The following is a 24300-nucleotide window of genomic DNA, read 5'->3' on the forward strand; positions in this document are numbered from 1 at the left end:
AAGCTATTCAGGACACGCCAAGATGCCATCAAATCAACCGTCTTTTCCCCAGGGCCCAAGGATCTACAACCTGTTTCCGACTCTGCTCGGTCCGATCGAGCGCTGGACCGAACGGTTGCCGGAGATCGCTCAGATGGGCTTCGACTGGATCTTCGTCAACCCGTTTCACTTGCCAGGCCAGTCGGGAAGTCTCTATGCGGTCAAGGACTACTACCGTCTGCACCCCGCGTTGAGCGGCGACAGCGATCTCAGCGACGATGGCGACGACGATGAGCGACTTAGGGCCTTCACCAAGGCCGCTAGCGATGCCGGAATCGCGGTGATGATGGATCTGGTCGTCAACCACACCGCCCTCGACTCGGACCTGGTCACCGAGCATCCAGACTGGTACGTCCATGACGACGACGGCTCGGTGCACTCGCCCTCGGCCACCGATCTGGACGACCCTGAGATCGTCACCGTCTGGGAGGACTTGGCCCAGCTCGACTACAGCGAGCGCCCCGAGCGTGAGGCGATGATCGACTTCTTCAGCGAGGTCATTCGCCACTACACCGCGCTCGGCTTCAGCGGCTTTCGCTGCGACGCCGCCTATCAGCTGCCCGGCAAGGTCTGGCAGGTGCTCATCGAGCGCGCCCGCGAGGCCGCACCGGAGACCCGTTTCTTCGCCGAGACCCTCGGCGCGCCGCCCGATGACATCGAGCAGTTGCGCCCGGCCGGCTTCGACTATCTGTTCAACAGCGCCAAATGGTGGGACTTCCGCGCCGACTGGCTGCTCGATCAGTATCAGCGCTTCCGCGATCTGGCGCCATCCATCGCCTTCCCGGAAAGCCACGACACCACCCGACTGGCCGAGGAGTCCGATAGCGACAGCCGCGAGTCCCGCTTCTGGTACCTGTTCGCGGCGGTCTTCTCCACCGGCCTGATGATGCCCATCGGCTACGAGCTCGGTTTCCGACGCGGTCTGCACGTGGTCGAGACCCGACCCCAGCACTGGGAGGAGCCAAGCTTCTATATCCGGGATTTCATCGCTCAGGTCAACGCCATAAAGGCCGAGACCCCGGTACTGAACGAAGAGGGTGCACAGGAGCGTTTCACCGCGGCCGACGAGCCGATGGTTGGACTGCTGCGACGCTCGCACCGGCAGGCGCAGCGCAGTGCTGTGCTGATCAACCCGGACACCGAGGAAGCACAGGAGTACAGCCGCGATCGACTGACCGATGTCCTCGACTGCGCGGCTGATCAGCTGCAGGAGATCACGCCGGCCTCCAACGACGGGGCCAACGGCGAGGCAGGCAAGCCGAACGCTGAAAAGACCGGCGAGGGTACCGCGAACGACAGCCCGGCATCCGCGATCCATCTGCCGCCGCGAAGTCTCCGTATCTTCATCGCCAACCACTGACGCGAGACGCCAGCCAGCAGCGCAACCTTGGCTAGGAAGCGATCGCTTATTGCAGCGCCCAGAGCTGGACACCGATCAAGCACGCAAGCACGGCGGCCCTGGCCGCCGAACAGATCCACCATCGACGGAGGACCCTCATGGATATCACCGACACCTGGCAAGAGCTGATCATTCCCGGCGGCAAGATCGTCTACCTGGTCATGGACGGTCTCGGTGGGCTGGGCAGCGAGGAGACCGGACGCACCGCGCTGGATACCGCCGAGACGCCAAATCTCGACGCACTCGCCCATGATTCCTCCTGCGGCTTGCTCGAGATGGTCGGCCCCGGCATCACGCCGGGCAGCGGCCCCGGGCATCTGGCGCTGTTCGGCTATGATCCGCTGCGCTGGCGCATCGGCCGTGGGGTGCTCTCGGCGCTCGGCATCGACTTCCCCCTGCAGCCGGGTGATCTGGCCGCGCGGGTCAACTTTGCCAGCATCAACAGCGCCGGCGAGATCACCGATCGCCGCGCCGGGCGCATTCCGACGGAGCTGAACCAGCGACTCTGCGCCAAGATCCAAGACGCCCTCGACCTGGACTTCGATGGCGAGGCCTTCCTCAAGACCGAGTCCCAGCATCGCGCCGTGCTGGTGCTGCGCAGCCCGGATGCCGATGCGCTCAGTGACGACCTGCCCGAGACCGATCCCCAGACCACCGGCCGGCCGCCGATTCCAATGGAGCCCCAGTCGGATCAGGCCAAGGTCGCGGCCGAGGTGGTCGCGCAGTTCCTTGAGCAGGCGGATGCGGCCATCGCCGATGAGCAGCCCGCCAACGCCCTGCTGCTGCGCGGGTTCCAGCGCCACGAGGTGCTACCGGGACTGCAAGAGCGCTTCGGCCTGAAAGGACTCTGCATCGCCGAGTATCCGATGTACCGCGGACTCTCAAGGCTGCTCGGGATGGACGTCGCCGAGCCACCGACCGGCATGGATGCCCTGTTCGAGTCGTTCGAGCAACAGGTCGGCGACGATCATGATTTCTACTTCCTCCATGTCAAGGGCACCGACAGCACCGGTGAGGATGGCAATGTCACCGAGAAGGGGGCAGTGATCGAAGAGGTCGACCGGCGCATCCCTTGGCTGTTGGAGCAGCAACCGGACGTGCTCGTCGTCACCGGCGATCATTCGACGCCGGCGATGATGTCGGCGCACAGCTGGCACCCGGTTCCGGTGCTCTTGCATGCCCAGCATGCCCGTCGCGACGCTGCCCAGCGTTTCGATGAAACCAGCTGCCTGAAGGGCGCACTCGGGCTGCGCCCGGGCTTCCACCTGCTCGGTCTCGCCCTCGGCCACGCCGGCCGCATGAAGAAATTTGGCGCCTAACGATCAACCGGAGGCGCCGGTGGACTTCAAGCATCACCCCAGCACTGACTTTTGTCCGGTCAAGGCGTTGGCTGGTCACGATCGAAAAGGGTGATCACCACCCCATCGATGCGTTGATCGTGCGTTCGGTAGGGACGCAAGGTGACATCCTGGGTTTTTCCATTCTCGCTTTCGGTCTCGAACCGTTTGACGGCCATGCTCTCCATCACCTCATGCGCGAGCCTCTCGAGCCTTGGTAAGTCGATATTGGGCCGGAGGTTGCCGATCGGCCGGCCAACATCGCCCTCGATCAGATTGAACAGCCGCTTGGCGCGCGGGGTGAACTGACGCACCCGCAGATCGCGATCGAGCATCAGGATCGGCAGGTTGACACTGCTCAGGAGGTTGCGGAGGTCGTTGTTGGTGGACGTCAGCTCGGCATTGCGATGCTCGAGCTCGTCATTGACCGTCGCAAGCTCTTCGTTGGTGCTCTGCAGCTCCTCTTTCGCGGTCTCCAGCTCCTCGTTGGTGCTCTGCAGCTCCTCATTGGTCGATTGCACCTCCTCGTTGGCGGACTGCAGCTCCTCATTGGTGCTCTCTTGATCCTCGATGATCGACTGCATGTACTCGCGGGTCTCCTCCAGCTCCTTTTCCAGCTTGGCGATCCTTGCCTGATCCGCATCACTGTCCCGTTCTTTGCTGTCCCGTTCTTTGTCTTCTTGCGCGCCATGGCTCGCCGAGGCGGGCGCGCTCCCGGACTCAACGCCATGGACCGGATGTTCCTCGAACAGGATCAGATAGAAGCGTTCTGGGGCGTCCTTTGCCAGCGGTATCACGCGCAGACTCAGCTCGCTTCTAGGGCCATCCACCTTGAGCTCAATCCCGGTCTTGAGGACCGGCTCATCACTCTTGAGCGCGCGTTTGAACAGGTTGCGCAGATCGACCAGGATCTCCTGGCGAATCAGCTTGACCAAATCCAGACTCGCCGTGCCTGGCAAGGGCTCAAGGTAGCGCCCGGTCTTACCGCGGAAACTCATGACGGTCAGATCGCGGGTAACGATGACACCCGGCGGGCTAAACAGCGTGAGCACGGCGCGGTCGGCCTCCTTTCTGATCTCGGACTCGGATCGCCCGCTGGGCTCATGCGGGTCGCCCTGAGGCTCGCGATCAGTCTCGCGCCGGGCAGGGGCAAGCTCATAGGTTGGCGTCGAGCTTGTCGATTGCTTGGCGTAGCTCTTGGCTTCCTTATCCTCGAGCCGGAACAGATCGGAGCTGCTGCCAATACCCTCCGAGGCGCCGAGCAGCAGAAAGCCGCCAGGCTTCAGCGCGTAGTGGAAGATCTGCAGCACCCGCCGCTGGAGCGTACTGCCGAGATAGATCATCAGGTTGCGGCAACAGATGAGATCGAGCCGCGAGAAGGGCGGATCACTGGCCACATTGTGCGGCGCGAAGACACAGAGGCCGCGAACCGACTTGTTGATCTGCCAGCCAGCCGAGACCTCATGGAAGAAGCGATTCAACCGCCCTTGCGAGATCTCGCCGCTGATTCGGCTTGGATAGATGCCACTGCGGGCACGCTCGATGGCCTGCTCGTCGATATCGGTGCCAAAGATCTGGACCGGAATGCTCGGCTGCGATCCGAGCGCTTCGAGCAGCACCATGGCCAGTGAGTAGGGCTCCTCGCCGGTCGAACAGCCTGGCACCCAGATGCGCAGCGTCTCATTCGCCGAGCGTCTTTTGAGCAGCGTCGGCAGCACCGAATCACGCAACGCATCGAAGGTCTTCTGCTCACGGAAGAAGCCGGTGACATTGATCGTGATGTCGTGAAAGAGCGCGTCGACTTCATTGGGCTCGCTGCGCAGATACTCCAGATAGTCGCGGAATCGGTCCAGCTTGCTGAGCAGCATCCGGCGTTTGAGCCGTCGCTTGATGGTGGCATGCTTGTAGTAGCTGAAATCGTGTCCGGTCCGGGCGCGCAGGAGTCGAAACACCTGTGTCATCTGGTCCGTGCTCGCCCCCGGGTCCTCTTCTCCCTCGGTCCGGCCGCCGCGATCGAGCAGATACGGATGACGTGCAATCCGGCCCAGCTCCCGTGCGATCTCGGCCGGTGGCAGCACGAAATCCACGGCGCCACTGGCGATGGCGTTACCGGGCATGCCGAAATACTGCGCGCTGTCCTCGTCCTGCGCAAAGGTCATCCCGCCAGCGGCCTTGATCGCCTTGAGCCCCAGGGTGCCGTCGGAGGCCGTGCCCGAAAGCACGACGCCGACGGCAGCCGGCCCGGCCTCCTCGGCCAGCGAGCGCAGCATGAAATCGATTGGCAGCTCGCCGTGCTCACTGCCGGCGTGCTCGCGACTGCTGCCCTGTGTCAGCTGCAGTCTCCCGGCGCGCACCGCGAGGCTGTGATCGGGGGGCGCCACATAGATATGGTTCGGCGCGATCCAGGCACCGTCTTCGGCCTCCCGCACCGGCAGATTGGTCTCGCGCGCCATGATCTCACTCAGCAGGCTCTCGCGGGTCGGCGCCAGATGCTGCACCAGCAAGAACGCCATGCCAGTATCCTCTGGCAGCGCCTGCAGCAGGGCCTTGAACGCCTCCAGGCCGCCCGCCGAGGCGCCGATGCCAACCACCGGCGCCGAGGGGGTTTCATGTGCATCGTTATCCGCTGCTGTCGTCGTCGGCTCCTCCGCGTTATCCGCAAGGCTGGCCTGCGCCTCCGCATTATCCGCAGGGCTAGCCGGCGCCTCCGCGCTATCCGCAGGGCTGGCCGGCGCCTCTGCGTTATCCGCAGGGCTGGCCGGCGCCTCTGCGTCACCTGCGGTGCTGTCTTCTTTGCTCGCCACTCGCCTCGAACCTCCGCACAGGATCAAGCGGCGAGCCTAACATCCTGCGTGCTGAGGTGCCCGCGAAGCGGTCAGCGCCGACGCGATCGAGCTGATGTGGAAGACGGCACCGCCGAGGATGCCTATTGGCCATTGACAGCGCTTGCCAACAGCATCAGTGCGGATGCGATTCAGGCGCCGAGGTCAACTGCATCCTGAGCCCGAGCGCATGCGTGATCTTCAATGCTGCCTATTAGACGCGCGAGGTGCAATCGTCAGCAGCTGTCAATCCGGTAGTTCGCTGGACGCTTACGGTTCGGGCGAAGGCGAGGTTCACATCGAGCCGGATGATCGCTGCGTTGCCTTCGCTTGCGAACACTAACGCGGCGCGTTACTATTCTTCGATGATCAAGAGCTTTCGATGTCGGGAGACAGAGAGTCTGTTCAATGGCCGGTTCTCGCGCAGGTTGCCGCAAGACATCCAACGCGCTGCTGCGAGAAAGCTTGAGATGCTCGCCGCTGCGACGATTCTGGACTCACTGCGGATTCCTCCCGCGAATCGGCTCGAAGCGCTGAAAGGGGAACGAGCGGGTCAACATAGTATCCGCATCAACGACCAATGGCGCATTTGCTTCCGCTGGCATGAGGGCGACGCATACGATGTCGAGATCACCGATTACCACTGATCGTCGGAAGGCTGAGCGCGACTTTGGGGCCATTCATCCAGGCGAGATTCTTTTGTACGACTTCCTTGAGCCGATGGGTATCTCTCAGTACCGTTTGGCCAAGGACATCAGTGTCCCGCAGCGACGAATCAGCGAGATTGTTCAGGGCAAGCGTTCTGTATCCGCGGATACCGCTCTGCGTCTCGGTCGCTTTTTTGGCATGGAGGCCCAGTTCTGGATCAATCTGCAAAGTCGCTACGATCTTATCCAGGCGCAGGATTCGCTAAGGGAAAGGCTCGATCAAGAGGTCCGTCCCCACGCGGCCTAAAGGAGGTTCAGGGGAAGTAGGAAAATGGATAGCTGCTTAGCAGAGCTTGCTGGAGTCCACCAACAGTATGCCGCGCCGGCAAGGAGCCGCAGTGTCCAGCTCCAAGCGGCAGAGAAGCATATCGCCGCGCTTGTGAACCAAGCCTACGGACTCAGCGCCGACGAGATCGAGCTGATGTGGAAGACGGCACCGCCGAGGATGCCTATTGGCCATTGACAGTGCTTGACAACAGCATCAGTTCGGATGCGATTCAGGCATCGAGGTCAACTGCATAGTGAGCCCGAGCGCATGCGTGATCTTCACCATCAACGCAAATGATGGGTTGCCCTCTACCGAGAGCGCCTTGCGTAATCCTTCCCGGCTCACGCCGACATCACGCGCCAATTCGCTGAAATTCCGGGCGCGGGCGACATCCCCCAATGCCAGCCGAATCAAAGAGCCATCGCCCGGATCATCTTCGACGCAGGCTTCTAGGTAAAGCTGGATGTCTTCATCGGTGTTCAGGTAATCGGCTGCGTCCCAACGGCTAAGCTGCTCAGTCATGGCCTGTCTTCCAAATCACTCGCTAACGCCTTGGCCAGCGCGATGTCTTGTCGCTGTAGTGTCAGCTACAGTGGACCATTTGGCAACTGTAGTTGGCAATATAGGCGCTCAGCTCGCGCCAGCGGCCTCTCCCTCACCAGGCGGACAGAGGGCGACCATATTGCACAGCATCGCCAGGCTGTCGGCCTCCATCTTCTCCATCACCTTTGCGCGGTGGGTCTCGACCGTGCGCGGGCTGATCTCCAGCTCGCGCGCGATGTCCTTGTTCGATAGGCCTTGGGTCGCCAAGGTCATCACCTGCTGCTCGCGTGGAGTCAAGGTCGCGTAGCGCGTGCGCACGGCCTCTACCGCGCTCGCATCGTCACGGCGTCGGCGGTCGATCTCGAAGGCGCGCTCGATGCGCTCGGTCAGCTTGCTCTTGCTGACCGGCTTCTCGAGGAAATCCACCGCGCCCAACTGGACCGCGCGCATCGTGGTCGGCACATCGCCGAATCCGGACAGGAAGATGATCGGCAGGTCATAGCCGCGTTGACGCAGCGCCTGCTGCAGCTCCAGGCCGGTCATCTCCGGCATGCGCATGTCGAGCACCAGGCAGCCGCAGTCGTCGTCCGCGCAGGAGCCGAGAAACGCCTTGGCACTGGCGAAGCCCTGCACCCGATAGCCGAGCATCTCCAGCAGCAGCTGCATCGATTCGCGCATGGCGTCGTCGTCATCGACGATGTAGACACATTGATCCTCATCCATCATTGGTCTCCTGAATGGGCCAGCGGCAGCATGAAATGGAACCTGGCGCCTCTGCTCGAGCTCGGATCGGCCCAGAGCTTGCCGCCATGGGCCTCCACGATATCGCGACTGATTGGAAGCCCCATGCCGAGCCCTGAGCTACGGCGCGAGGCGAATAGATCGAATAGGGCATGCTCATTCTCCACATCCAGTCCAGGGCCGGTGTCGCTCACCGTGACCTGAACCATCGGCGAGCCCGCGTCGGTCTGGCCGTCGGTCGGACCCATGGGGCTGATCTCCGAAGTACAAGAACCGGTGGCAATGGTCACCTGCCGCACCGGCATCTCGGCCTCATGGATGGCCTGCACCGCATTGCAGATCAGGTTGACCATGACCTGCTCGAGCTGAACCGGGTCACCGAGCAGCCAGAGACCGGACGAGCCCGAGGCAAACTCCAGCTCGACCTGGCGTTGGCCCGCAAACCAACCGATCAATTCCAGCGTGTGCTCGATCAGGGGGTCGAGCTCAACCGGCTGCATCCGGACCTCCTTATGACGCAAGAAATCACGCAGCCGCTCGACAATGGCACCGGCGCGCTCGAGCTGGGCATCGGCCTTGGCGATCATCGGCTCCAGCATCGCCGCATCCGTGGGGCGCTGCGTCGCATCGGCGCCTTGCAGCTGCTCGAGCGCGGCGCGCCCGAAGAAGGCCGCGGCGTTCAGCGGCTGCGCCAGCTCGTGCACCAGTGAGGTGGCGAGCACCCCCACCGCATTGACGCGCGCCGCATGGGCCGCGGCCTCCCGCGCGATCCGCGTATTCTGCTCGGCGCGCTTGCGGTCGGTGACGTCGATCTGCACGATCACCGCCCCCTGCCCTGTCTCCTCTCCCTTAGCCGCATCTCCCTCGGCGTCGAGCGGGGCGGCAGTCAACGCCAGCCAGTGCTCGCCATCCCGGCGCTCACAGGCAAATTCGGCGACGAACCGCTGGCGACGTCGCTCGAGGACGGCCGCCACGCCGTCGGCAATGGCAGCGGTCTCGGCCTTTGACGCCGGGCGCTCAGCCTCTGCTCGGGAGGCCTGATCGCGACAGGCCGCGAGATAATCCCATCCGACATCGGCCCGTTGCGCTGACGACCCTGAGGTCGAGTGCTTCGGGCAGTTGGCAAAGCGCTGCCAGGCGTCGTTGGCGAAGACGACCCTGCCCTTCGCATCCAGCACCAGCACCTCGGCTGGCAGGGCATCGAGGATGGCGTGGGCGCGGTGCTCAGTCGCCCGCTTGCCGCGCTCGAGCCGACGCTCGGCGGTGATATCGACCAGTGCACTGAAGCACTCAGGGCCGTCGTCGCCATCGCGTCGTGACGACACCAACCGCAAGGCCTGGGGCGCCGGCTCGGGACGTGGACGGCGCGATTCCAGATCGACCTCCAGTGGCTCGATCTGTGTCTCCTCGGCGCCGCCGACCACCGCAGAGACATGGTCGAGGAACCGCCGCATCTCTCCGCCCGCCAACAGGACCGGGAACGGCGTGTCACTGAGCCGCAGGCGATCGCGACCGAGCATCCGCGCGGCGGTGAGATTGATCTCGCGGATGCGCCCGCGCCGATCGAAGACCGCAAAGCCAACCGGCGCCAGATCGAACAAGCGCGCGTAGTGGTCGCGCGAGACCTCCAGGATGTGGCGCGCCTCGGCCAGCTCGCGCCCCTGCAGCTCAAGCTCCACCTGGTGCGTTTGCAGCTCGAGCAGCAGATCGCGGGTCGCGTCGTTGGCGCGTCCACTGTCCAGTAATTCACTGATCAGCTGGTCGAGCCGACGCGCCAGCTCGGGCTTGCTCAGCACGTTTAGACCGGGAGCCCTGTCATGATCGAGGTGATCATCGAGCGCCCTTGTATCATCTGTCATGCCTACCTCATCGATCGCTGCCCCGCGGTCTCGCTCAGTGCTTAGGATGGATCAATCTCTTGTTCACGCATAGCACAGCAAATTCGGCGCCAGCCCTGTCGCAGCGCCCGCGCAATGGCGACACAGACTGGGCGCGAGCACCCAAGTGGTTGCTTTAGACAGCCCTTCGGTTCCAATGACCCGATCCTGGCCGGCAGGTCAGTGACTGGAGCGTCGCGCCATGGACGGCGAGAGACGATCACGAGAACGGCATGCTCATTGCAAAAGGCTCCTTGAAATCAATCCCTCTTGATCATCGATAACCCATGGAGACATGAGCCATGCAACTGCAAGAGTTTCTCGGACAGGTCCAACATCAGGCTCGGATGAGCTCGATCGATGAAGCGCTGAGCGCCACCCGGGCAACGCTCGAAACGCTCAGCGAGCGTCTGCGGGGCGGCGAGCCCGAGAATCTTGGGGCGCAATTACCGGGCGAGCTCAAGCTCATGCTCGACAGCCATCGCGACAAGACCGAGACCTTCTCCTCGGACGACTTCCTGCAACGCATCAGCGAGCGCGAGGGCGTCGACCTGCCGGCGAGTGTGTTCCATACCCGGGCCGTGCTCAATGTCCTGAAGGATGCGGTGACACCGGGCGCCATCGACCATGTGCGCGATCAGCTTCCGGCCGACTATCAACGGCTGTTCGATGCCGGCAGCGAAGGCAAGATGTCGCATTGAGCCGACCGCATTGAGCTAGCCGCATTGAGCCGACCGCATTGAGCTAGCCGCATTGATCCGGTCGCATTGAGCCGGCCCCGTTATCCGGCCACAGCCACCGTGATCACGTTCGAACACCAGGGTTGGGCCTGTCGCATCGCGACCATGGCCCGACTGGAATCATCATCGAGCAAACCCACGTCGAGCAAACCCGGTACTCACGACATGTCAGCATACAGCCGCACCTTGACGCTGTCTTCAGCAGCTACCTTCCTTGGTCTGTCCCTGCTTGCCCTCTGGGCGCCTCAGGCTGTTGCCGAGCCTGGCAACGCGCAGTCTCAGGCCGAGCAAGGCGAAAAGATCGCCGAGCAGATCTGCACCACCTGCCATCGTGTCCCCGATGAAGGGGGCGCGCCGGTCGGTCCGGAATTCAGCACACTCGCGGAGCGTCGCGATTGGACCGCGCGGCAATTGCAGCAGATCCTAGATAACGAGCAGCACGAGGAGGCGGTTCCGGCGAGCAAGCTCCAGCTTGAAGCCGTGGCCAGCTATCTCAACCAGCTTCAGTAGCACAGCGCTAGCTCCGCTGCTTACGCCGGCCTGCTGCCCGCCCGGCCTGCTGCCAGCTCGGCCTGCTGCCAGCTCGACCTGCTGCCAGCTCGGCCTGCTGATAGCCCCGGTCGACAACAGGCGCGCCGGGCGCCGGGCGCAGGCCTCAGCATCAACGCTTAAGCAGCGTGCGCAGCGCCTCAAGCGAGCGAGTGTTGATCACGTCATCGGCCTCGAGCCAGCCGCGACGCGCCTGATCGACACCGAAGCGGATGTAGTCCAGATTGGTGCTGCTATGGGCGTCGGTCGAGATCGCCACCTTGACGCCCATCTCCTTGGCGAGTCGGCAATCGGCATCGCTGAGGTCGAGCCGCTTCGGTTGCGCATTGACCTCAAGGAAACAGCCCCGCTCGGCCGCCCCCGCGAGCACCCGCTCCAGGTCCAGATCGTAGGGATCGCGCTTGCCGATCAGACGTCCGCGCGGATGGCCAAGGATGGAGAAATTCGGATTGTCCATCGCCCGCAGCACCCGCTCGGTCTGCTGCTCGCGCGAGCGATCGAGCTTGTCGTGGATCGAGCAGACACAGAGGTCGAGCTGCTCGAGGATGGAATCCGGGAGGTCGAGCGAGCCGTCCGCCAGGATGTCGACTTCCGCGGACTTGAGCACTGTGATCCGACCGCCAAGCTCATCGTTCAGGCGATCGATGCGCTCGATCTGCTCGCGTAGCCGAGCCTCGTCGAGGCCGCCGGCGACGGTCAGGTTCTGGGTGTGATCGGTGATCGCCAGGTACGCATAACCGCGCTCGGCGCCGGCCTCGGCCATCGCCCGCGGGCTCTCGTGCCCATCGCTGGCCCGGGTATGGCAATGCAGATCGCCGCGGATCGCGTCGAGCTCGATGAGCTGCGGCAGCCGATCCTGCTGCGCGGCCTCGATCTCGCCCTGATGCTCGCGCAGCACCGGCTCGATATAGGGCAGATCGACGCTGGCATAGACCTCCTCTTCGGTACGCCCGGCGATGCGCTCGTCGTCGCGGAAGACGCCGTACTCGTTGATCTTGAGGCCGCGCTCGACCCCCATTCGGCGCACGGCAATGTTGTGCGCCTTGGAGCCGGTGAAATAGTGCAGCGCGGCGCCGTAGGCGGCCTCTGGCATCAGCCGCAGGTCCACCTGCAGACCCGAGCGCAGCACCACCGTCGAGCGGGTCTCGCCCTGAGAGACGATCTCACGGACCTCTTCATGGCCGGTGAATCGCTCCATCACCGCTGACCCTTCCTCGGCGGTGACCAGGATGTCGAGATCGCCGACCGTCTCCTTGCGGCGGCGGAAGCTGCCGGCGACGGTGAGCTGCTGGACTCCCTCGATCCCGTCCAGATCCCTGGCGAGCGTGTCGGCGACCTCCTCGGCCTCCATCAAGCGCGTGCGCGTCTCCTGGCCCTGGCGCCGGGCCAGATGCTCGGCAATGGTCTCCTCGGTCTTGCGGCCAAAGCCCTCGAGCTGGCGCACCCGCTGCTGATCGACGGCCTGCTTGAGATCATCGAGATTGTCAATTCCCAGGTCCTGATGCAGCGCCTTGACCCGCTTCGGCCCCAGCCCGGAGAGCTGCATCAGCTCGCTCAATTGGGCCGGCAGGGTCTCCTCGAGCTCGTCGAGCTGGGGTAGCTCGCCGGTCCGAGCGATGGTCGCGATCTTCTCGGCCATATTCTGGCCGATATCGGGCAGCTCGTTCAGGTCGGCGCCGTTCTCGACCTGATCGGCCAGGCTTTGTGCCAGCCCGGAGACGGTCTGGGCGGCTTGGCGATAGGCACGTACCCGGAAGGCATCGCTGCCACCGATCTCGAGCAGATCGGCGGCGCGCTCGAGCCGATCAGCGATTTCTTGGTTATGGATGGTCATGATGTCTGATGAGCTGCTTTAGTCGGAATACCCGCCACCGCCTCCACGCGGCCTGCGGGCGAAGAGGGAGGTCCGGCCGCGTGGCACCACCACGATGCCGGAGTCGGTCATCGGCAGGGCGGTAGCGCGAGCCAAACGGGACCGCCGGCTTCGAGCGCTTATCGGTGAGCGGGCGCAGTCGAGATCCCTGCCCTCCAGCCATCACCATGGCCATGATGCTGTTGCGATTGCCAGCATGTGATTGGGTTGGTTGCATCGATTAGGCTCCTGTCCCCTGTGTCGGGGAGTGACGGCTCAAAAACACCGCCGGTCGTTGATTTGCCCCATCTGAAGCAGGCCAGGAGGTGCTTCGGCTGCAGCTTCGGCTCCAGGGGCGATTCGACGACGGCCTCCGGATCGGAGCGCGGATCGAAGGGCTTGGCGTCCTGTCAGCAGCGCTGCATAGATCGAGATCATGGAGCCTCCATCGCGACGGGTGGTTGTATCCATTTCAGGGCTCAAGCAATCGGGGGGCCAGAACGCCTTGACCACATTTCTGCGCGGCACAGTCGTTGCCAAGTCTTTGCTATCAAGCACTGTGCCGAACAAGGCGGTTGCCGAGCGCCTCGCTTTAAAGCCTCACCAGCCGAGGCCTGAGGCTTCACGAGCCGAGCGGCCTCGTGCTGCCGCCCAAACCGGGCAGCTGGGCAGTCAAAAATGTTCCAAGAACCAGTCCCGAGCGAGCAACGCGGCGACCTCGAGCTTACCGGCCTCCTCGAACAGGTGACTGGCGCCCGAAACGATCTCCAGCTTGGGCTCGACACGCATCTTGCGCGCGGCGCTGCGGTTCATCTCGAGCACCTGCTGGTCGAGGCTGCCGACGATCAGCAGGGTTGGCTGCTCAACCTCAGGCAGCGCCTCGCCGCCGAGGTCCGGCCGTCCACCGCGTGAGACGACGGCGCGAACAGCCTGCGGCCGCTGTGCCGCAGCCCCGAGCGCGGCGGCCGCGCCCGTGCTGGCGCCGAAGAGTCCGATCGGCAGCTGCGATGTGCGTTGATCAACAGCGGCCCAATCGACCGCGCGCACGAGGCGCTCGACCAGCAGCGGGATATCGAAGCGCAGCTCCGCCGTAAACTGGTCGATCTCATGCTCTCCGGGAGTGAGCAGATCGAACAAGAGCGTGGCGATGCCCCCTCGATAGAGCAGATCGGCCACGGCCTGGTTGCGTCGGCTGAAGCGGCTACTGCCACTGCCGTGGGCGAACAGCACCAAGCCACTCGCCTGCTGGGGAAGATCGAGAAAGCCGGGCAGCTCGCCGCCTTCGATCGGCACCCCAACCTCGATCGTTTCGCGTGGTGAAATCATCGATGACCTCTTGTGGACGAAATCTAGTAGACGACATCTAGGACGCCGCAATCGAGCTCAGCATGCGGGGATTCCCGCCAAGCGGCTCGAGCTCAATAGTGAGCTGTGCAGAATCCATTCCGGGTTGGCAAGTCCGCTGCTCAGCGCGCGCCCTTCAGCGTCCGCCCTGTTGCCCTCCAGCGCCACCCTGAGGGCCAGCGCCAACGCGCTTGGATACTGGTTCAAAATCACCAGCGGTCGTTGATTTGACCCACCGCCCTGGGCTGACTCCGCATTGGGGCATGGCGGACGCTCAACTGAGGGCGTCGATGCGCCGCCCTGCAGGCAGTCGATACGCCGGGCGTTGATCACAGCGGCACGCGTGTTGCATCAGCGAGCCTTGTATTCGGACCCGTCCGCACTGCCTGCGATGGCCTGGCCTGCAAAGGCCCCAGACATCGAAGCACTGCTCGGTCCTCTCGTGGAGATTGAACGCAATGCATGATTGGGAGTGGAGCTACCATGACTATCGCCCCGAGCAGGAACGGCTGCGCGAGGCGTTGTGCACAGTGGGTAACGGCTATTTCGCGAGCCGCGGCGCTGCCCCGGAGTCGGTAGCCGACACACATCACTATCCTGGCACCTATCTAGCGGGCGGCTATGACCGAGCCAAGACCGAGATCCAGGGACGCATGGTCGAGAACGAAGACCTGGTCAATCTGCCCAACTGGCTCCCGCTGCGACTGCGCTTCGCCGATGGCGACTGGTTCAATCCCGATCAGGTGGAGCTGCTCGACTACCGGCAGACGCTCGATCTGCGCAACGCGGTGCTGGAGCGCCTGATCCGATTCCGCGAGCCCGGCGGCCGCGAGACTCAGCTGCGCCAACGCCGGCTGGTGCACATGGAGCACCAGCACCTTGCCGGTCTCGAAACAGAGCTAACGCCCTGTAACTGGTCTGGCAGCGTCGAGGTGCTGAGCGCGCTCGACGGGCGCGTGACCAACGACGGCGTCGAACGCTATCGCGGTCTCGAGGGGGACCACCTCGAGTGCCTCGAGACCCAGGCGGTCGACGTCGACGGCCTCTATTTGAAGGCGCGCACACGGCAGTCGCGCCTCGAGATCGCGATGAGCGCCCGCACCCGGGCTTACCGCGGGGAGCAGCCGATCGACCTCGATGCGCGGGTCGAGACCGAGGCGGATCAGGCCAAACAACGTTTCCAGCTGCACCTTGACGCCGGCCAGACGGTCAGCATCGAGAAGCTGATCGCGCTCTATACCTCGCGCGATGCGGCGATCAGCGAATATGGTCTGGAAGCCCGCTCGGCAATCGCATCGCTGCCGCGTTTCGCCGCACTGCAGGAGAGCAACGCCTTGATCTGGCAGCAGCTGTGGCGGCGCTTCGACCTCGAGCTTGGCCTGCGCGACGACGACGACGGCCGCACGGCCGCCATTCTGCGACTGCATCTGTTCCATCTGTTGGTCACCGCCTCGCCCAGGGTCATGGACCTCGACGCCGGTGTGCCAGCGCGCGGGCTCCACGGCGAGGCCTATCGCGGCCACATCTTCTGGGACGAGCTGTTCATCTTCCCGACACTCAATCTGCGGCTGCCGGAGATCACCCGCTCGCTGCTGATGTACCGCTATCGGCGACTCGGCGCTGCCCGCCAGGCCGCTCGCGAGGCAGGACTGCGCGGGGCGATGTATCCCTGGCAAAGCGGCAGCAACGGTCGCGAGGAGAGCCAGACGCTGCACCTGAACCCCCGCTCCGGACACTGGACCCCGGACGAGTCGCGGCTGCAGCGGCATGTGAGCTCAGCTATCGCCTACAACCTCTGGCAGTACTACGAGACCAGCGGCGACCAAGAATTCCTCTCCTTCTATGGCGCCGAGATGCTGCTCGAGATCGCTCGCTTCTGGGCCAGCATCGCCACCTACAACCAGGCGCTCGAGCGCTATGAGATCCACGGCGTGATCGGCCCCGACGAATTCCATACCGGCTACCCAGACCGCGAGGAGCCGGGGCTGAGCAACCACGCCTACACCAATGTCATGGCCTGCTGGGTGTTATGCCGAGCGCTTGATCTGCCCGAGCACCTGCCCAACGAGCGCTGGGATGAGCTGCGCGAGCAGCTCGGCATTCAGCGCGATGAGCTCGAGCAGTGGGATCGGATCAGCCGCAGGCTGCGCCTGTGCTTCCACGACCAGGACGTGATCAGCCAGTTCGAGGGCTTCGATCAGCTCAAAGAGCTCGATTGGCAGAGCTATCGCGAGCGCTACGGCGACATCCAGCGGCTCGACCGCATCCTTGAGGCCGAGGGCGACTCGCCGAACCGCTATCAGGCCACCAAGCAGGCCGATGTGCTGATGCTCTTCTATCTGTTCTCGACCGAGGAGCTGGAGCGACTGCTCACCCGTCTGGGCTATCCCTTTCACCCCGAGATGATCCCGCGCAACGTGGATTATTACGGCAGCCGCACCAGCCATGGCTCGACGCTGAGCCGCGTGGTGGATGCCTGGGTCCTGGCACGTCGCGACCGACAGCGCTCCTGGTCGCTGTTCACCGAAGCGCTCGAGAGCGACGTTGCCGACATTCAAGGCGGCACGACCTCGGAGGGCATTCATCTTGGTGCCATGGCCGGCACCGTCGATCTGATTCAACGCTGCTATGCCGGCATCGAGGTGCGCGATCAGCGGCTCTGGCTCAACCCGGCGCTGCCTGAGGAGCTGCAACGGCTGCGCATCCGGTTGCGATTCCGTGGCCAGACCCTGGAGCTCGACGTCAGCCACGAGCGGGTGCGCGTCCGCGCGATCTCGCCCGAGACGGAGACGATTCGGCTGTGGGTGGGGTCGCAGGCATGCGCGCTCCGCGCCGGTGAAACCCACGAGTTCGAGCGCAAAGACAAGCCAGCGTTCGTGGAGGCGCCCTAATGCCAAAGCGCTTGCTAAATCGCTTGCCAAAGCGCTTGCAGGAGGGTGGCTCATGAGCGAGCAGGCCAAACAGGGGCCAGCGACGGGCAACGGCCAGGTGGTGTCGGTGCGCGGCAGCGTCGTCGACGTGCGCTTCCCGCCGCCGCTGCCGACGCGCTTTCAGGCCCTGCGCGCGGGCGCCCAGGATCAAGTCGTGCTGGAGGTTCATAGCCTGCTCGATCGCGACCGGGTGCGCTGCATCGCGCTGACGCCGACCCTGCAGCTCGCGCGCGGAATGCCGGTGCGCGACACTGGCGCAACGCTGACCGTGCCGGTCGGCAAGGCGTTGCTGGGGCGCGTGCTCAACGTCTTCGGTGACAGCATCGACAATGGCGAGCCGCTGCGGGACGTCGAGCGCTGGCCGATCCATCGCCCACCACTGCCGCTCAGCGAGCGCATCACCCGCACCGAGATCTTCGAGACCGGGATCAAGGCGCTGGATCTCCTCTCGCCCTTGGAGTCTGGGGGCAAGGCCGGGTTGTTCGGCGGCGCCGGTGTTGGCAAAACGGTGCTGATCACCGAGCTGATCCACAACATGGTCGGTCACTATCAAGGCATCAGCCTGTTCTGTGGCATCGGCGAGCGCACGCGCGAGGCCGAAGAGCTCTATCGCGATATGCGCGACGCCGGGGTGCTTGACCACACCCTGATGCTGTTCGGCCAGATGAACGAGCCGCCCGGGGCGCGCTTCCGGGTCGGACACGCCGCCCTCAGCATCGCCGAGTATTTCCGCGATCAGGAGCGTCGCAACGTCCTGCTGCTGATCGATAACATCTTTCGCTATGTGCAATCCGGCACCGAGGTCTCGGGGCTGATGGGGCGTATCCCCTCGCGCGTGGGCTATCAGCCGACCCTGGCCAGCGAGCTTGCGGAGCTCGAAGAGCGCATCTGCAATTCGGCCAGCGCCGCGATCACCTCGGTGCAGGCGGTGTATGTGCCCGCCGATGACCTGACTGACCCGGCCGCCGCGCACATCTTTGGCCACCTCTCGGCGTCGATCGTGCTTTCGCGTAAGCGCGCCAGCCAAGGCTTATATCCGGCGGTTGACCCGTTGCAGTCTCAATCGAAGATGCTGACCCCGCAGATCGTCGGCGAGCGCCATTACCAGGTCGCGCAGCAGGTGCGCTCGACCTTGGCAGAGTACGAGGAGCTGAAGGACATCATCGCCATGCTCGGCGAGGAAGAGCTCTCGCGTCAGGACCGCGAAACGGTCAGCAAGGCGCGCCGGCTTGAGCGCTTCCTGACCCAGCCGTTCTTCACCACCGAGCAGTTCACGGGTCATTCGGGCAAGCTCGTGAGCCGTGAGCAGACCATCGAGGGCTGCGAGCGCATCCTCGATGGTGCCTTTGCCGACGTCGACGAGCAGGCGCTCTACATGAAGGGGGCGATCGATGAGTGACGCCGACACGCTTGCAACGGCAACTGAAGCGAGCCGGGCGACGAGGCTGCGACTGCAGGTCTTCGCGCCCACCCAGACCCTCGTCGACGAGCCGGTGCGCAAGATCATCGCCGAGGCGGCCAACGGCTCCTTCTGTCTGCTTCCTCGGCACATCGATTGCGTAGCTGAGCTGGTGCCAGGAATCCTGTCGTTCCTGGATACCAACGCGGTCGAGCGCTTCGTCGCCGTTGATGTCGGCACCCTGGTCAAGGCGGATGATCGGGTCCGGATCGCAACCTTGAACGCGGTGGTCGACGACGACCTCGAACGGCTCAGCGACACCGTGACCGAGTCGTTCTTGACGCTCGAGCAACACGAACAAGAGGCGCGCTCGGCCCTAGGCCGGCTTGAGGCGGGCACGCTGCGCGGCTTTGCCGAAACCCGATTTGCCGAAACCCGCTTTGCCAATACACAAGAGACGCGATGATGGCTCAGCACAAACAATCGCCCGAGGAGCGGTTCCGTGACCAGGTCGAGCGCAAGGCCGCGCGAAAACGGCGCGCCCGCGGCGGGCGCGATCGTAACGTCTGGTTCTGGCTCGGGATGTTCGGCCTGGTCGGTTGGGCGGTTGCCGTGCCCACCGTGATCGGCGTCGCCATCGGTGTGTGGCTCGACCGCCTCTGGCCGGCCGAGCAGGCCTCCTGGACCCTGAGCTTTCTCCTCATTGGCGTCGCACTCGGTTGTGTGAACGCCTGGTATTGGATCAAACGCGAGAGTCGGCATGACGGCAACGAGCAGTGAGGCGCCCGCATGAATGCATCCTGGTGGTTAGCCCCCTGGTCATGGGATCTGAGCCTGTCGGTCATCGCCCTGCTCGGCGGCCTCGCCGTCGGCTGGGCCTTCTTCTATGGCCTGCTGCGCACGGTTCGGATGCTTCCAGGCAGCGAACACCCTGCGCGGCTGCTCGCGCTGAGCCTGGTGATGCGCCTCGCGCTGCTCGCTGGCGCCGGCTGGCTGCTGCTGCAGGTCGGCGGCGGCTGGGTCCAGATCCTGCTGGCGCTGGCCGGCGTGATGCTGATGCGCCTGCTGATCCTGCGTCGCTCGCTGCCGTCAACGAGCCCACCCGCACAACCGGTCTCACGGCCGGTTCGATCCACTCGCGGCTGACCGCGAGCCGCGAGCCGACAGCACATCGCCAAACAGCCATAGCGCCGCACAGCCAAACAGCTACATCGCCATACTGCTTCACAGCTAAACCGCCATACATCCATACAGCCACGTTTAAGCACATGCCACTGCAGCCATGACCATCAGTCCCGACCAAATCGTCCTCTGGGCATGGGGACCGCTCCATCTCAACGCCACGGTGGCCTGGACCTGGGCGATCATGGCACTGATCACCCTGGTTTGCTGGGGCGTCAGCCGGCGCCTGGCCAGCGGCCCTGAGCTATCGCGCTGGCAGAATGCGCTGGAGGTGCTGGTGACCGGTTTGCGCGATCAGATCCGCGACGTCAGCCAGCAGGAGCCCGGCCAGTACCTGCCCTTCGTCGGCACGCTATTCGTGTTCATCGCGGTCTCGAATCTGCTGACGCTGGTGCCCTTCTACCTGCCACCGACCGGCTCGCTCTCGACCACCACCGCGCTCGCCCTGTGCGTGCTCATCGCCGTACCGCTGTACGGGATCATCCATCGCGGCCCGCTCGGCTATCTGCGTCATTACATCGAGCCGACGCCGCTGATGCTGCCGTTCAATCTCATCGGCGAGCTCTCGCGGACGCTCGCGCTCGCGGTCCGCCTGTACGGCAACATCATGAGCGGCACGGTCATCGTTGGCATCCTGCTCAGTCTGACGCCGTTCTTCTTCCCGATCGTGATGCAGCTGCTCGGGCTGCTCACCGGCATGATCCAAGCCTACATCTTCGCCGTGCTGGCGATGGTCTACATCGCCTCGGCGAGCAGCGCCAACCGGGCAGCCGACCAGGGCTCCGATCAGCAAGGCAAGCAGCAAAGCGACCAGCAAGGCAAGCAGCAAGACGATCAGCAAAGCGATCAGCAAGACCATCAGCAAAGCGATCAGGCACCCGAACAGACCGACCGCTCGACACAGGCTTGACCCCCACAGGTTCATCATCAGGAGGCCTTATGGACAGTATCGCCCTCATTGGCATGGTTTCGGCGCTCAGCGCCGGACTCACGATTGGCATCGGCGCGATCGGCCCGGCGCTCGGCGAAGGCCGCGCAGTGGCCCAAGCCCTGAGCGCCATGGCTCAGCAGCCCGATGAATCGGCCAACATCACGCGCACGCTCTTCGTCGGTCTGGCGATGATCGAGTCGACCGCGATCTATTGCTTCGTGGTGTCGATGATCCTGATCTTCGCCAACCCGTTCTGGGACCACGTCATCGCCGGAGGCTGAGACCATGCAGATCGACTGGCTCACGGTCGCCGCGCAAGTTGTCAATTTCCTGATCCTGGTCTACTTGCTGAAGCGTTTTCTCTACCAACCGGTCACCGCCGCGATGGCGCGCCGCGAGCAGCGGGTTGAGGATCGGCTGCAACAGAGCCGCGAGCGTGAGGCGCAGGCCGAGCACGAGCGCGAACGCCTGCATCAGCGCCTCGAACAGCTCGAGCAGCAGCGCGACAAGCTCATGCAAGAGGCGCGCGAGCAGGCCGAGCAGGAGCGTCAACAGCTGCTGGATGAGGCCCGCGACGAGCGCGAGGCCAGCCGCCAGCGTTGGCAACAGCAAGCCGAGGATGAGAAGGACCGGTTTCTCGAGGGTCTGCGGCGTGAGACCGCAGCAGGCTTCGAGCAGCTGGCGCGCAAGGCCCTGACCGACTTGGCCGATGTCGAGCTGGAGGCGCAGATGGTGCATCAGCTCATCGCCAGGTTGGACGCGCTGGACGAGGACATGCGTCAGCAGTTGGCGGGTGCCTCGGCGAGCGAGCAGGTCCAGATCAACACCCGTTTTGCACTGGCCGAGTCGCAGCGACGACAGCTCACCGAGACGATCCAGCAACAGCTCGGCGAACAGCGCGAAGTCGCTTATCAGGAGTCATCGCAGCTGCTGTGCGGGATCGAGCTCCGCGTCGGTGGCCAACGGCTTGGCTGGACCCTCGCCGACTATCTCGACCGCTTTGAAGAACGCCTCGACAACGCCATCGGCGCGACACCCGCTTAGCGCTTAGCGCCTAGCGCCTAGCGCTCAATCGTCGACGACGCAGCGGGGATGACGCCGCTGAAAACGCTTTCAGGCTGCAGAGACCACTTTATGCTCCAACGCACGCTGGACACGAGCTTCGACCAGGTCCACACAGCGATCGACTCGCTCGAGCTCCAACCCGAGCTCAGCGAGATCGGCACCCTGCTCGAGGTCGGCGGCGGCATCGCCCGGGTGCGCGGACTGCCGACGCTGGGCGCCGAAGCACTGGTGCGCTTCCCCGACGGCGTGCTCGGCCTGGCCGTCAACCTCGACGAGCACGAGCTCGGCATCGTCCTACTCGATCACGGTGATCGCCTCACGCCTGGTGCTCAGGTGCAGGCGACCGGACGCCAGGCCGACACACCCGTCGGCGAGGCCTTGATCGGGCGCGTCATCGATGCCACCGGCCGTCCCCTGGATGACGGCGGGCCGCTGTCGATCAATGAGCGCCAGCCAGTGGAACGACCGGCACCGGCGATCATGGAGCGCGCGCCGGTCTCCACCCCACTCGAGAGCGGGATCAAGGCCGTCGACGCGATGATTCCGATCGGCCGCGGCCAACGCGAGCTGATCGTCGGCGACCGCCAGAGCGGCAAGACCACCGTCGCCATCGACACCATCATCAACCAGCGCGACAAGGATGTGCTCTGCATCTACTGCGCGATCGGCCAACGCGGCACCGCGGTGGCCCGCGCGGTCGACGCGCTGCGCAGCAGCGGCGCGCTCGCGCATAGCATCGTGGTCAGTGCCTCCGGTGAGGATGCGCCTGGGCTGCAGTACATCACGCCCTACGCGGCGACGGCGATGGGCGAATACTTCATGCAACAGGGCCGCGATGTGCTGATCGTCTACGACGATCTGACCCGCCACGCCCGCGCCTATCGAGAGCTGTCGCTGTTGCTGCGCCGCCCACCAGGGCGTGAGGCCTACCCGGGCGACATCTTCTACATCCACTCGCGGCTGCTCGAGCGCGCCACGCACCTGCGCGAGGAGCTCGGCGGCGGCTCGCTCACCGCACTGCCGATCGTCGAGACCCAGGCCCAGGACATCTCCGCCTACATCCCCACCAACCTGATCTCGATCACCGATGGCCAGATCTATCTCTCGCCGACCCTCTTTCGCAAGGGGCTGCTGCCGGCCATCGATGTCGGGCGCTCGGTCTCGCGCGTCGGCGGCAAGACCCAGTATCCGACCTTTCGCCAAGTCGCTGGCGATCTGCGCCTCGCCTATACCCAGTTTGAGGAGCTCGAGACCTTCGCGCGCTTTGCGACCCGGCTCGACGAGCGCACCCGACAACGCATCGAGCGTGGACGGCGCGTCCGGCAGATCCTGCGTCAGCCAGCTGGGCAGCCCTTGCGCGCGAGCGAGCAGGTCGCGGTGCTGCTTGCGACCAATGCGGGTCACCTCGATGCGGTGCCAACCGAGCGCGTCGTCGATGCCGAGCAACGCATCCGCGAGCATGTGCGCTCCTCGCTGCCTGAGATCTGCGCGCGGATCGATGCTGGTGAAGATCTGGACGAGTCGGACTGGGAACAGCTCGACACGGCCGCCGCTGACGCTGTCAGCGGGCTGACCGAGGACGATTGACCGCATGGAATCTCCCCAAGCCCTGCAGCAACGGATTCAAAGCCTTGGCGATCTGCAGCAGATCGTTCGCACCATGAAGGCACTCTCGGCGGTCAGCATTCGTCAGTATGAGCGTGCAGCCGACACCTTGGCCGATTCCGAGCACTGTATTCAGCTCGGCTTGCAGGTCGCGCTCCGCGACGGCCTTCAGGCCTTGCCCGATCGCAGCACCAGCGGGACCGGGGCGGCAGCCGTCATCGTCTTCGGCACCGATCATGGACTCTGCGGCCGCTTCAATGAAGTCATTGCCGAGCAGGCGTTGGAACATGTGTCGGAGCAAGCATCGGAACAATCACCCGGCGAGCAGGGCCGCGGCGAGCAGGCCCCCAAGGCGATGCACTGGCTCGCCGTCGGCGAGCGCCTACTGCCGCTGCTGGATCAGCAGAGCCAACTGGAATGGATGCAGGTGCCGAGCTCGGCGGCCGGGATCACGGCCGTGGTGCAACGGGTGCTCTTGCGCGTCGATGACTGGCGGGCACAGGGCGTCGACCGGGTCGAGCTGTTCCAGAACCGCCCAAGCGGTCGCAGCGGCTATGAGCCGACGCGGCAGCAGCTGTTCCCATTCGACCGAGAACGCTTTCAGCGCTTCGCTCAGCACCCCTGGCCATCAAGGCAGCTCCCGCAAGCGATGATGCCGCAGCCTGCTCTGCTGCGGCATCTGCTGCGCCAGCACTACTTCTTCATGCTGTTTCGCGCCCTGGCCGAGTCGCTTGCCGCCGAGCACGGCGGTCGCCTGGCAGCGATGCAGGCCGCTGAGAAGAACATCGACGAACGGCTTGAAGAGGTCACCGGTCGCTTCCGCCGCGTGCGCCAAGAACAGATTACCAGCGAGCTGCTCGATGTGGTGTCCGGCTTCGAGGCGGTGTCCTGACAGGCGTGATCTTCCGTTGTCGGCGGCCACTTGCTGAGGTGCGGTGGCGCATTTGCCCCGCCGACGGGGAATATCCCC

22 protein-coding genes and 1 pseudogene are annotated in these 24300 nt (G+C 64.4%); 16 read left to right on the forward strand and 7 right to left on the reverse strand.

Annotated features, from left to right (window positions below):
• Positions 1 to 22: 22 nt before the first annotated feature.
• Positions 23 to 1399, forward strand: coding sequence for an alpha-amylase family glycosyl hydrolase (locus tag CCR82_RS13465; protein ID WP_201246314.1), 1377 nt, complete (start codon positions 23 to 25; stop codon positions 1397 to 1399).
• Positions 1400 to 1536: 137 nt separating this feature from the next.
• Positions 1537 to 2757: a 2,3-bisphosphoglycerate-independent phosphoglycerate mutase gene (locus tag CCR82_RS13470; protein WP_201246315.1), complete on the forward strand. Its 1221-nt coding sequence runs from the start codon at positions 1537 to 1539 to the stop codon at positions 2755 to 2757.
• Between the two features lie 59 nt (positions 2758 to 2816).
• On the opposite strand, the gene CCR82_RS13475 is transcribed toward CCR82_RS13470, so the two are convergent.
• Positions 2817 to 5579, reverse strand: coding sequence for a chemotaxis protein CheB (locus tag CCR82_RS13475; RefSeq protein ID WP_201246316.1), 2763 nt, complete (start codon positions 5577 to 5579; stop codon positions 2817 to 2819).
• 383 nt (positions 5580 to 5962) lie between these two features.
• Here CCR82_RS13475 and CCR82_RS13480 point away from each other — a divergent pair, with 383 nt between their 5' ends.
• Entirely contained in the window at positions 5963 to 6244 is a 282-nt protein-coding gene (locus CCR82_RS13480; protein WP_201246360.1) for a type II toxin-antitoxin system RelE/ParE family toxin, read from the forward strand.
• Positions 6219 to 6551 (forward strand): HigA family addiction module antitoxin, encoded by a 333-nt coding sequence (locus tag CCR82_RS13485; RefSeq protein WP_201246317.1) that lies wholly within the window; start codon positions 6219 to 6221, stop codon positions 6549 to 6551. Before CCR82_RS13480 ends, CCR82_RS13485 begins: the two co-directional genes overlap by 26 nt.
• Before the next feature lie 234 nt (positions 6552 to 6785).
• Here CCR82_RS13485 and CCR82_RS13490 read toward each other — a convergent pair whose 3' ends face one another.
• The 3 genes from CCR82_RS13490 to CCR82_RS13500 all read right to left on the reverse strand — a co-directional run bounded on the left by CCR82_RS13490 (position 6786) and on the right by CCR82_RS13500 (position 9715).
• Positions 6786 to 7094 (reverse strand): addiction module antidote protein, encoded by a 309-nt coding sequence (locus tag CCR82_RS13490; protein ID WP_201246318.1) that lies wholly within the window; start codon positions 7092 to 7094, stop codon positions 6786 to 6788.
• Between the two features lie 108 nt (positions 7095 to 7202).
• Positions 7203 to 7838, reverse strand: coding sequence for a response regulator transcription factor (locus CCR82_RS13495; RefSeq protein ID WP_201246319.1), 636 nt, complete (start codon positions 7836 to 7838; stop codon positions 7203 to 7205).
• Positions 7838 to 9715, reverse strand: coding sequence for a PAS domain-containing sensor histidine kinase (locus tag CCR82_RS13500; protein WP_201246320.1), 1878 nt, complete (start codon positions 9713 to 9715; stop codon positions 7838 to 7840). Before CCR82_RS13500 ends, CCR82_RS13495 begins: the two co-directional genes overlap by 1 nt.
• A 320-nt stretch (positions 9716 to 10035) precedes the next feature.
• On the opposite strand from CCR82_RS13500, the gene CCR82_RS13505 reads away from it, so the two are divergent.
• Both CCR82_RS13505 and CCR82_RS13510 read left to right on the forward strand, forming a co-directional pair.
• Positions 10036 to 10434, forward strand: coding sequence for a DUF2267 domain-containing protein (locus CCR82_RS13505; protein WP_201246321.1), 399 nt, complete (start codon positions 10036 to 10038; stop codon positions 10432 to 10434).
• A gap of 204 nt (positions 10435 to 10638) precedes the next feature.
• Positions 10639 to 10983 (forward strand): c-type cytochrome, encoded by a 345-nt coding sequence (locus tag CCR82_RS13510; protein WP_201246322.1) that lies wholly within the window; start codon positions 10639 to 10641, stop codon positions 10981 to 10983.
• A gap of 151 nt (positions 10984 to 11134) precedes the next feature.
• Here CCR82_RS13510 and polX read toward each other — a convergent pair whose 3' ends face one another.
• From polX to CCR82_RS13525, 3 genes and pseudogenes are all read right to left on the reverse strand, one after another.
• A complete protein-coding gene (gene polX, locus CCR82_RS13515; RefSeq protein WP_201246323.1) occupies positions 11135 to 12856 on the reverse strand; it encodes a DNA polymerase/3'-5' exonuclease PolX in 1722 nt (573 codons plus the stop codon).
• Between the two features lie 109 nt (positions 12857 to 12965).
• Positions 12966 to 13112 (reverse strand): annotated as a pseudogene (locus CCR82_RS18970) (sugar phosphate nucleotidyltransferase); the annotation flags it as partial.
• A 434-nt stretch (positions 13113 to 13546) separates the two neighbouring features.
• Positions 13547 to 14197, reverse strand: coding sequence for a dienelactone hydrolase family protein (locus CCR82_RS13525; protein WP_420827334.1), 651 nt, complete (start codon positions 14195 to 14197; stop codon positions 13547 to 13549).
• A 479-nt stretch (positions 14198 to 14676) separates the two neighbouring features.
• Here CCR82_RS13525 and CCR82_RS13530 point away from each other — a divergent pair, with 479 nt between their 5' ends.
• The 10 genes from CCR82_RS13530 to CCR82_RS13575 all read left to right on the forward strand — a co-directional run bounded on the left by CCR82_RS13530 (position 14677) and on the right by CCR82_RS13575 (position 24222).
• Positions 14677 to 17109, forward strand: a complete 2433-nt coding sequence (locus CCR82_RS13530) for a glycoside hydrolase family 65 protein (RefSeq protein WP_201246325.1) — start codon at positions 14677 to 14679, stop codon at positions 17107 to 17109.
• A gap of 52 nt (positions 17110 to 17161) precedes the next feature.
• A complete protein-coding gene (atpD, locus tag CCR82_RS13535; protein WP_201246326.1) occupies positions 17162 to 18547 on the forward strand; it encodes a F0F1 ATP synthase subunit beta in 1386 nt (461 codons plus the stop codon).
• Positions 18540 to 19013 carry a F0F1 ATP synthase subunit epsilon gene (locus tag CCR82_RS13540; RefSeq protein ID WP_201246327.1) on the forward strand — a complete coding sequence of 158 codons (474 nt, stop codon included), beginning with the start codon at positions 18540 to 18542 and terminating at the stop codon, positions 19011 to 19013. The genes atpD and CCR82_RS13540 overlap by 8 nt, the downstream gene beginning before the upstream one ends.
• Positions 19013 to 19327, forward strand: coding sequence for an AtpZ/AtpI family protein (locus CCR82_RS13545; RefSeq protein ID WP_201246361.1), 315 nt, complete (start codon positions 19013 to 19015; stop codon positions 19325 to 19327). Before CCR82_RS13540 ends, CCR82_RS13545 begins: the two co-directional genes overlap by 1 nt.
• 9 nt (positions 19328 to 19336) lie before the next feature.
• A complete protein-coding gene (locus tag CCR82_RS13550; protein ID WP_201246328.1) occupies positions 19337 to 19693 on the forward strand; it encodes an ATP synthase subunit I in 357 nt (118 codons plus the stop codon).
• A gap of 136 nt (positions 19694 to 19829) precedes the next feature.
• Positions 19830 to 20639 (forward strand): F0F1 ATP synthase subunit A, encoded by an 810-nt coding sequence (locus tag CCR82_RS13555; RefSeq protein ID WP_201246329.1) that lies wholly within the window; start codon positions 19830 to 19832, stop codon positions 20637 to 20639.
• Positions 20640 to 20668: 29 nt separating this feature from the next.
• Positions 20669 to 20941 (forward strand): F0F1 ATP synthase subunit C, encoded by a 273-nt coding sequence (locus CCR82_RS13560; RefSeq protein WP_200244505.1) that lies wholly within the window; start codon positions 20669 to 20671, stop codon positions 20939 to 20941.
• A gap of 4 nt (positions 20942 to 20945) precedes the next feature.
• On the forward strand, positions 20946 to 21704 hold the full coding sequence (locus CCR82_RS13565; protein WP_201246330.1) for a F0F1 ATP synthase subunit delta: 759 nt from the start codon (positions 20946 to 20948) through the stop codon (positions 21702 to 21704).
• 90 nt (positions 21705 to 21794) lie between these two features.
• Positions 21795 to 23312 carry an alternate F1F0 ATPase, F1 subunit alpha gene (locus CCR82_RS13570; protein WP_201246331.1) on the forward strand — a complete coding sequence of 506 codons (1518 nt, stop codon included), beginning with the start codon at positions 21795 to 21797 and terminating at the stop codon, positions 23310 to 23312.
• A 4-nt stretch (positions 23313 to 23316) separates the two neighbouring features.
• Positions 23317 to 24222, forward strand: coding sequence for a F0F1 ATP synthase subunit gamma (locus CCR82_RS13575; RefSeq protein ID WP_201246332.1), 906 nt, complete (start codon positions 23317 to 23319; stop codon positions 24220 to 24222).
• The last annotated feature ends 78 nt before the right edge of the window (positions 24223 to 24300 follow it).

It is taken from the genome of Halochromatium salexigens (genome assembly GCF_016653295.1).
Taxonomy (GTDB): domain Bacteria; phylum Pseudomonadota; class Gammaproteobacteria; order Chromatiales; family Chromatiaceae; genus Lamprobacter; species Lamprobacter salexigens.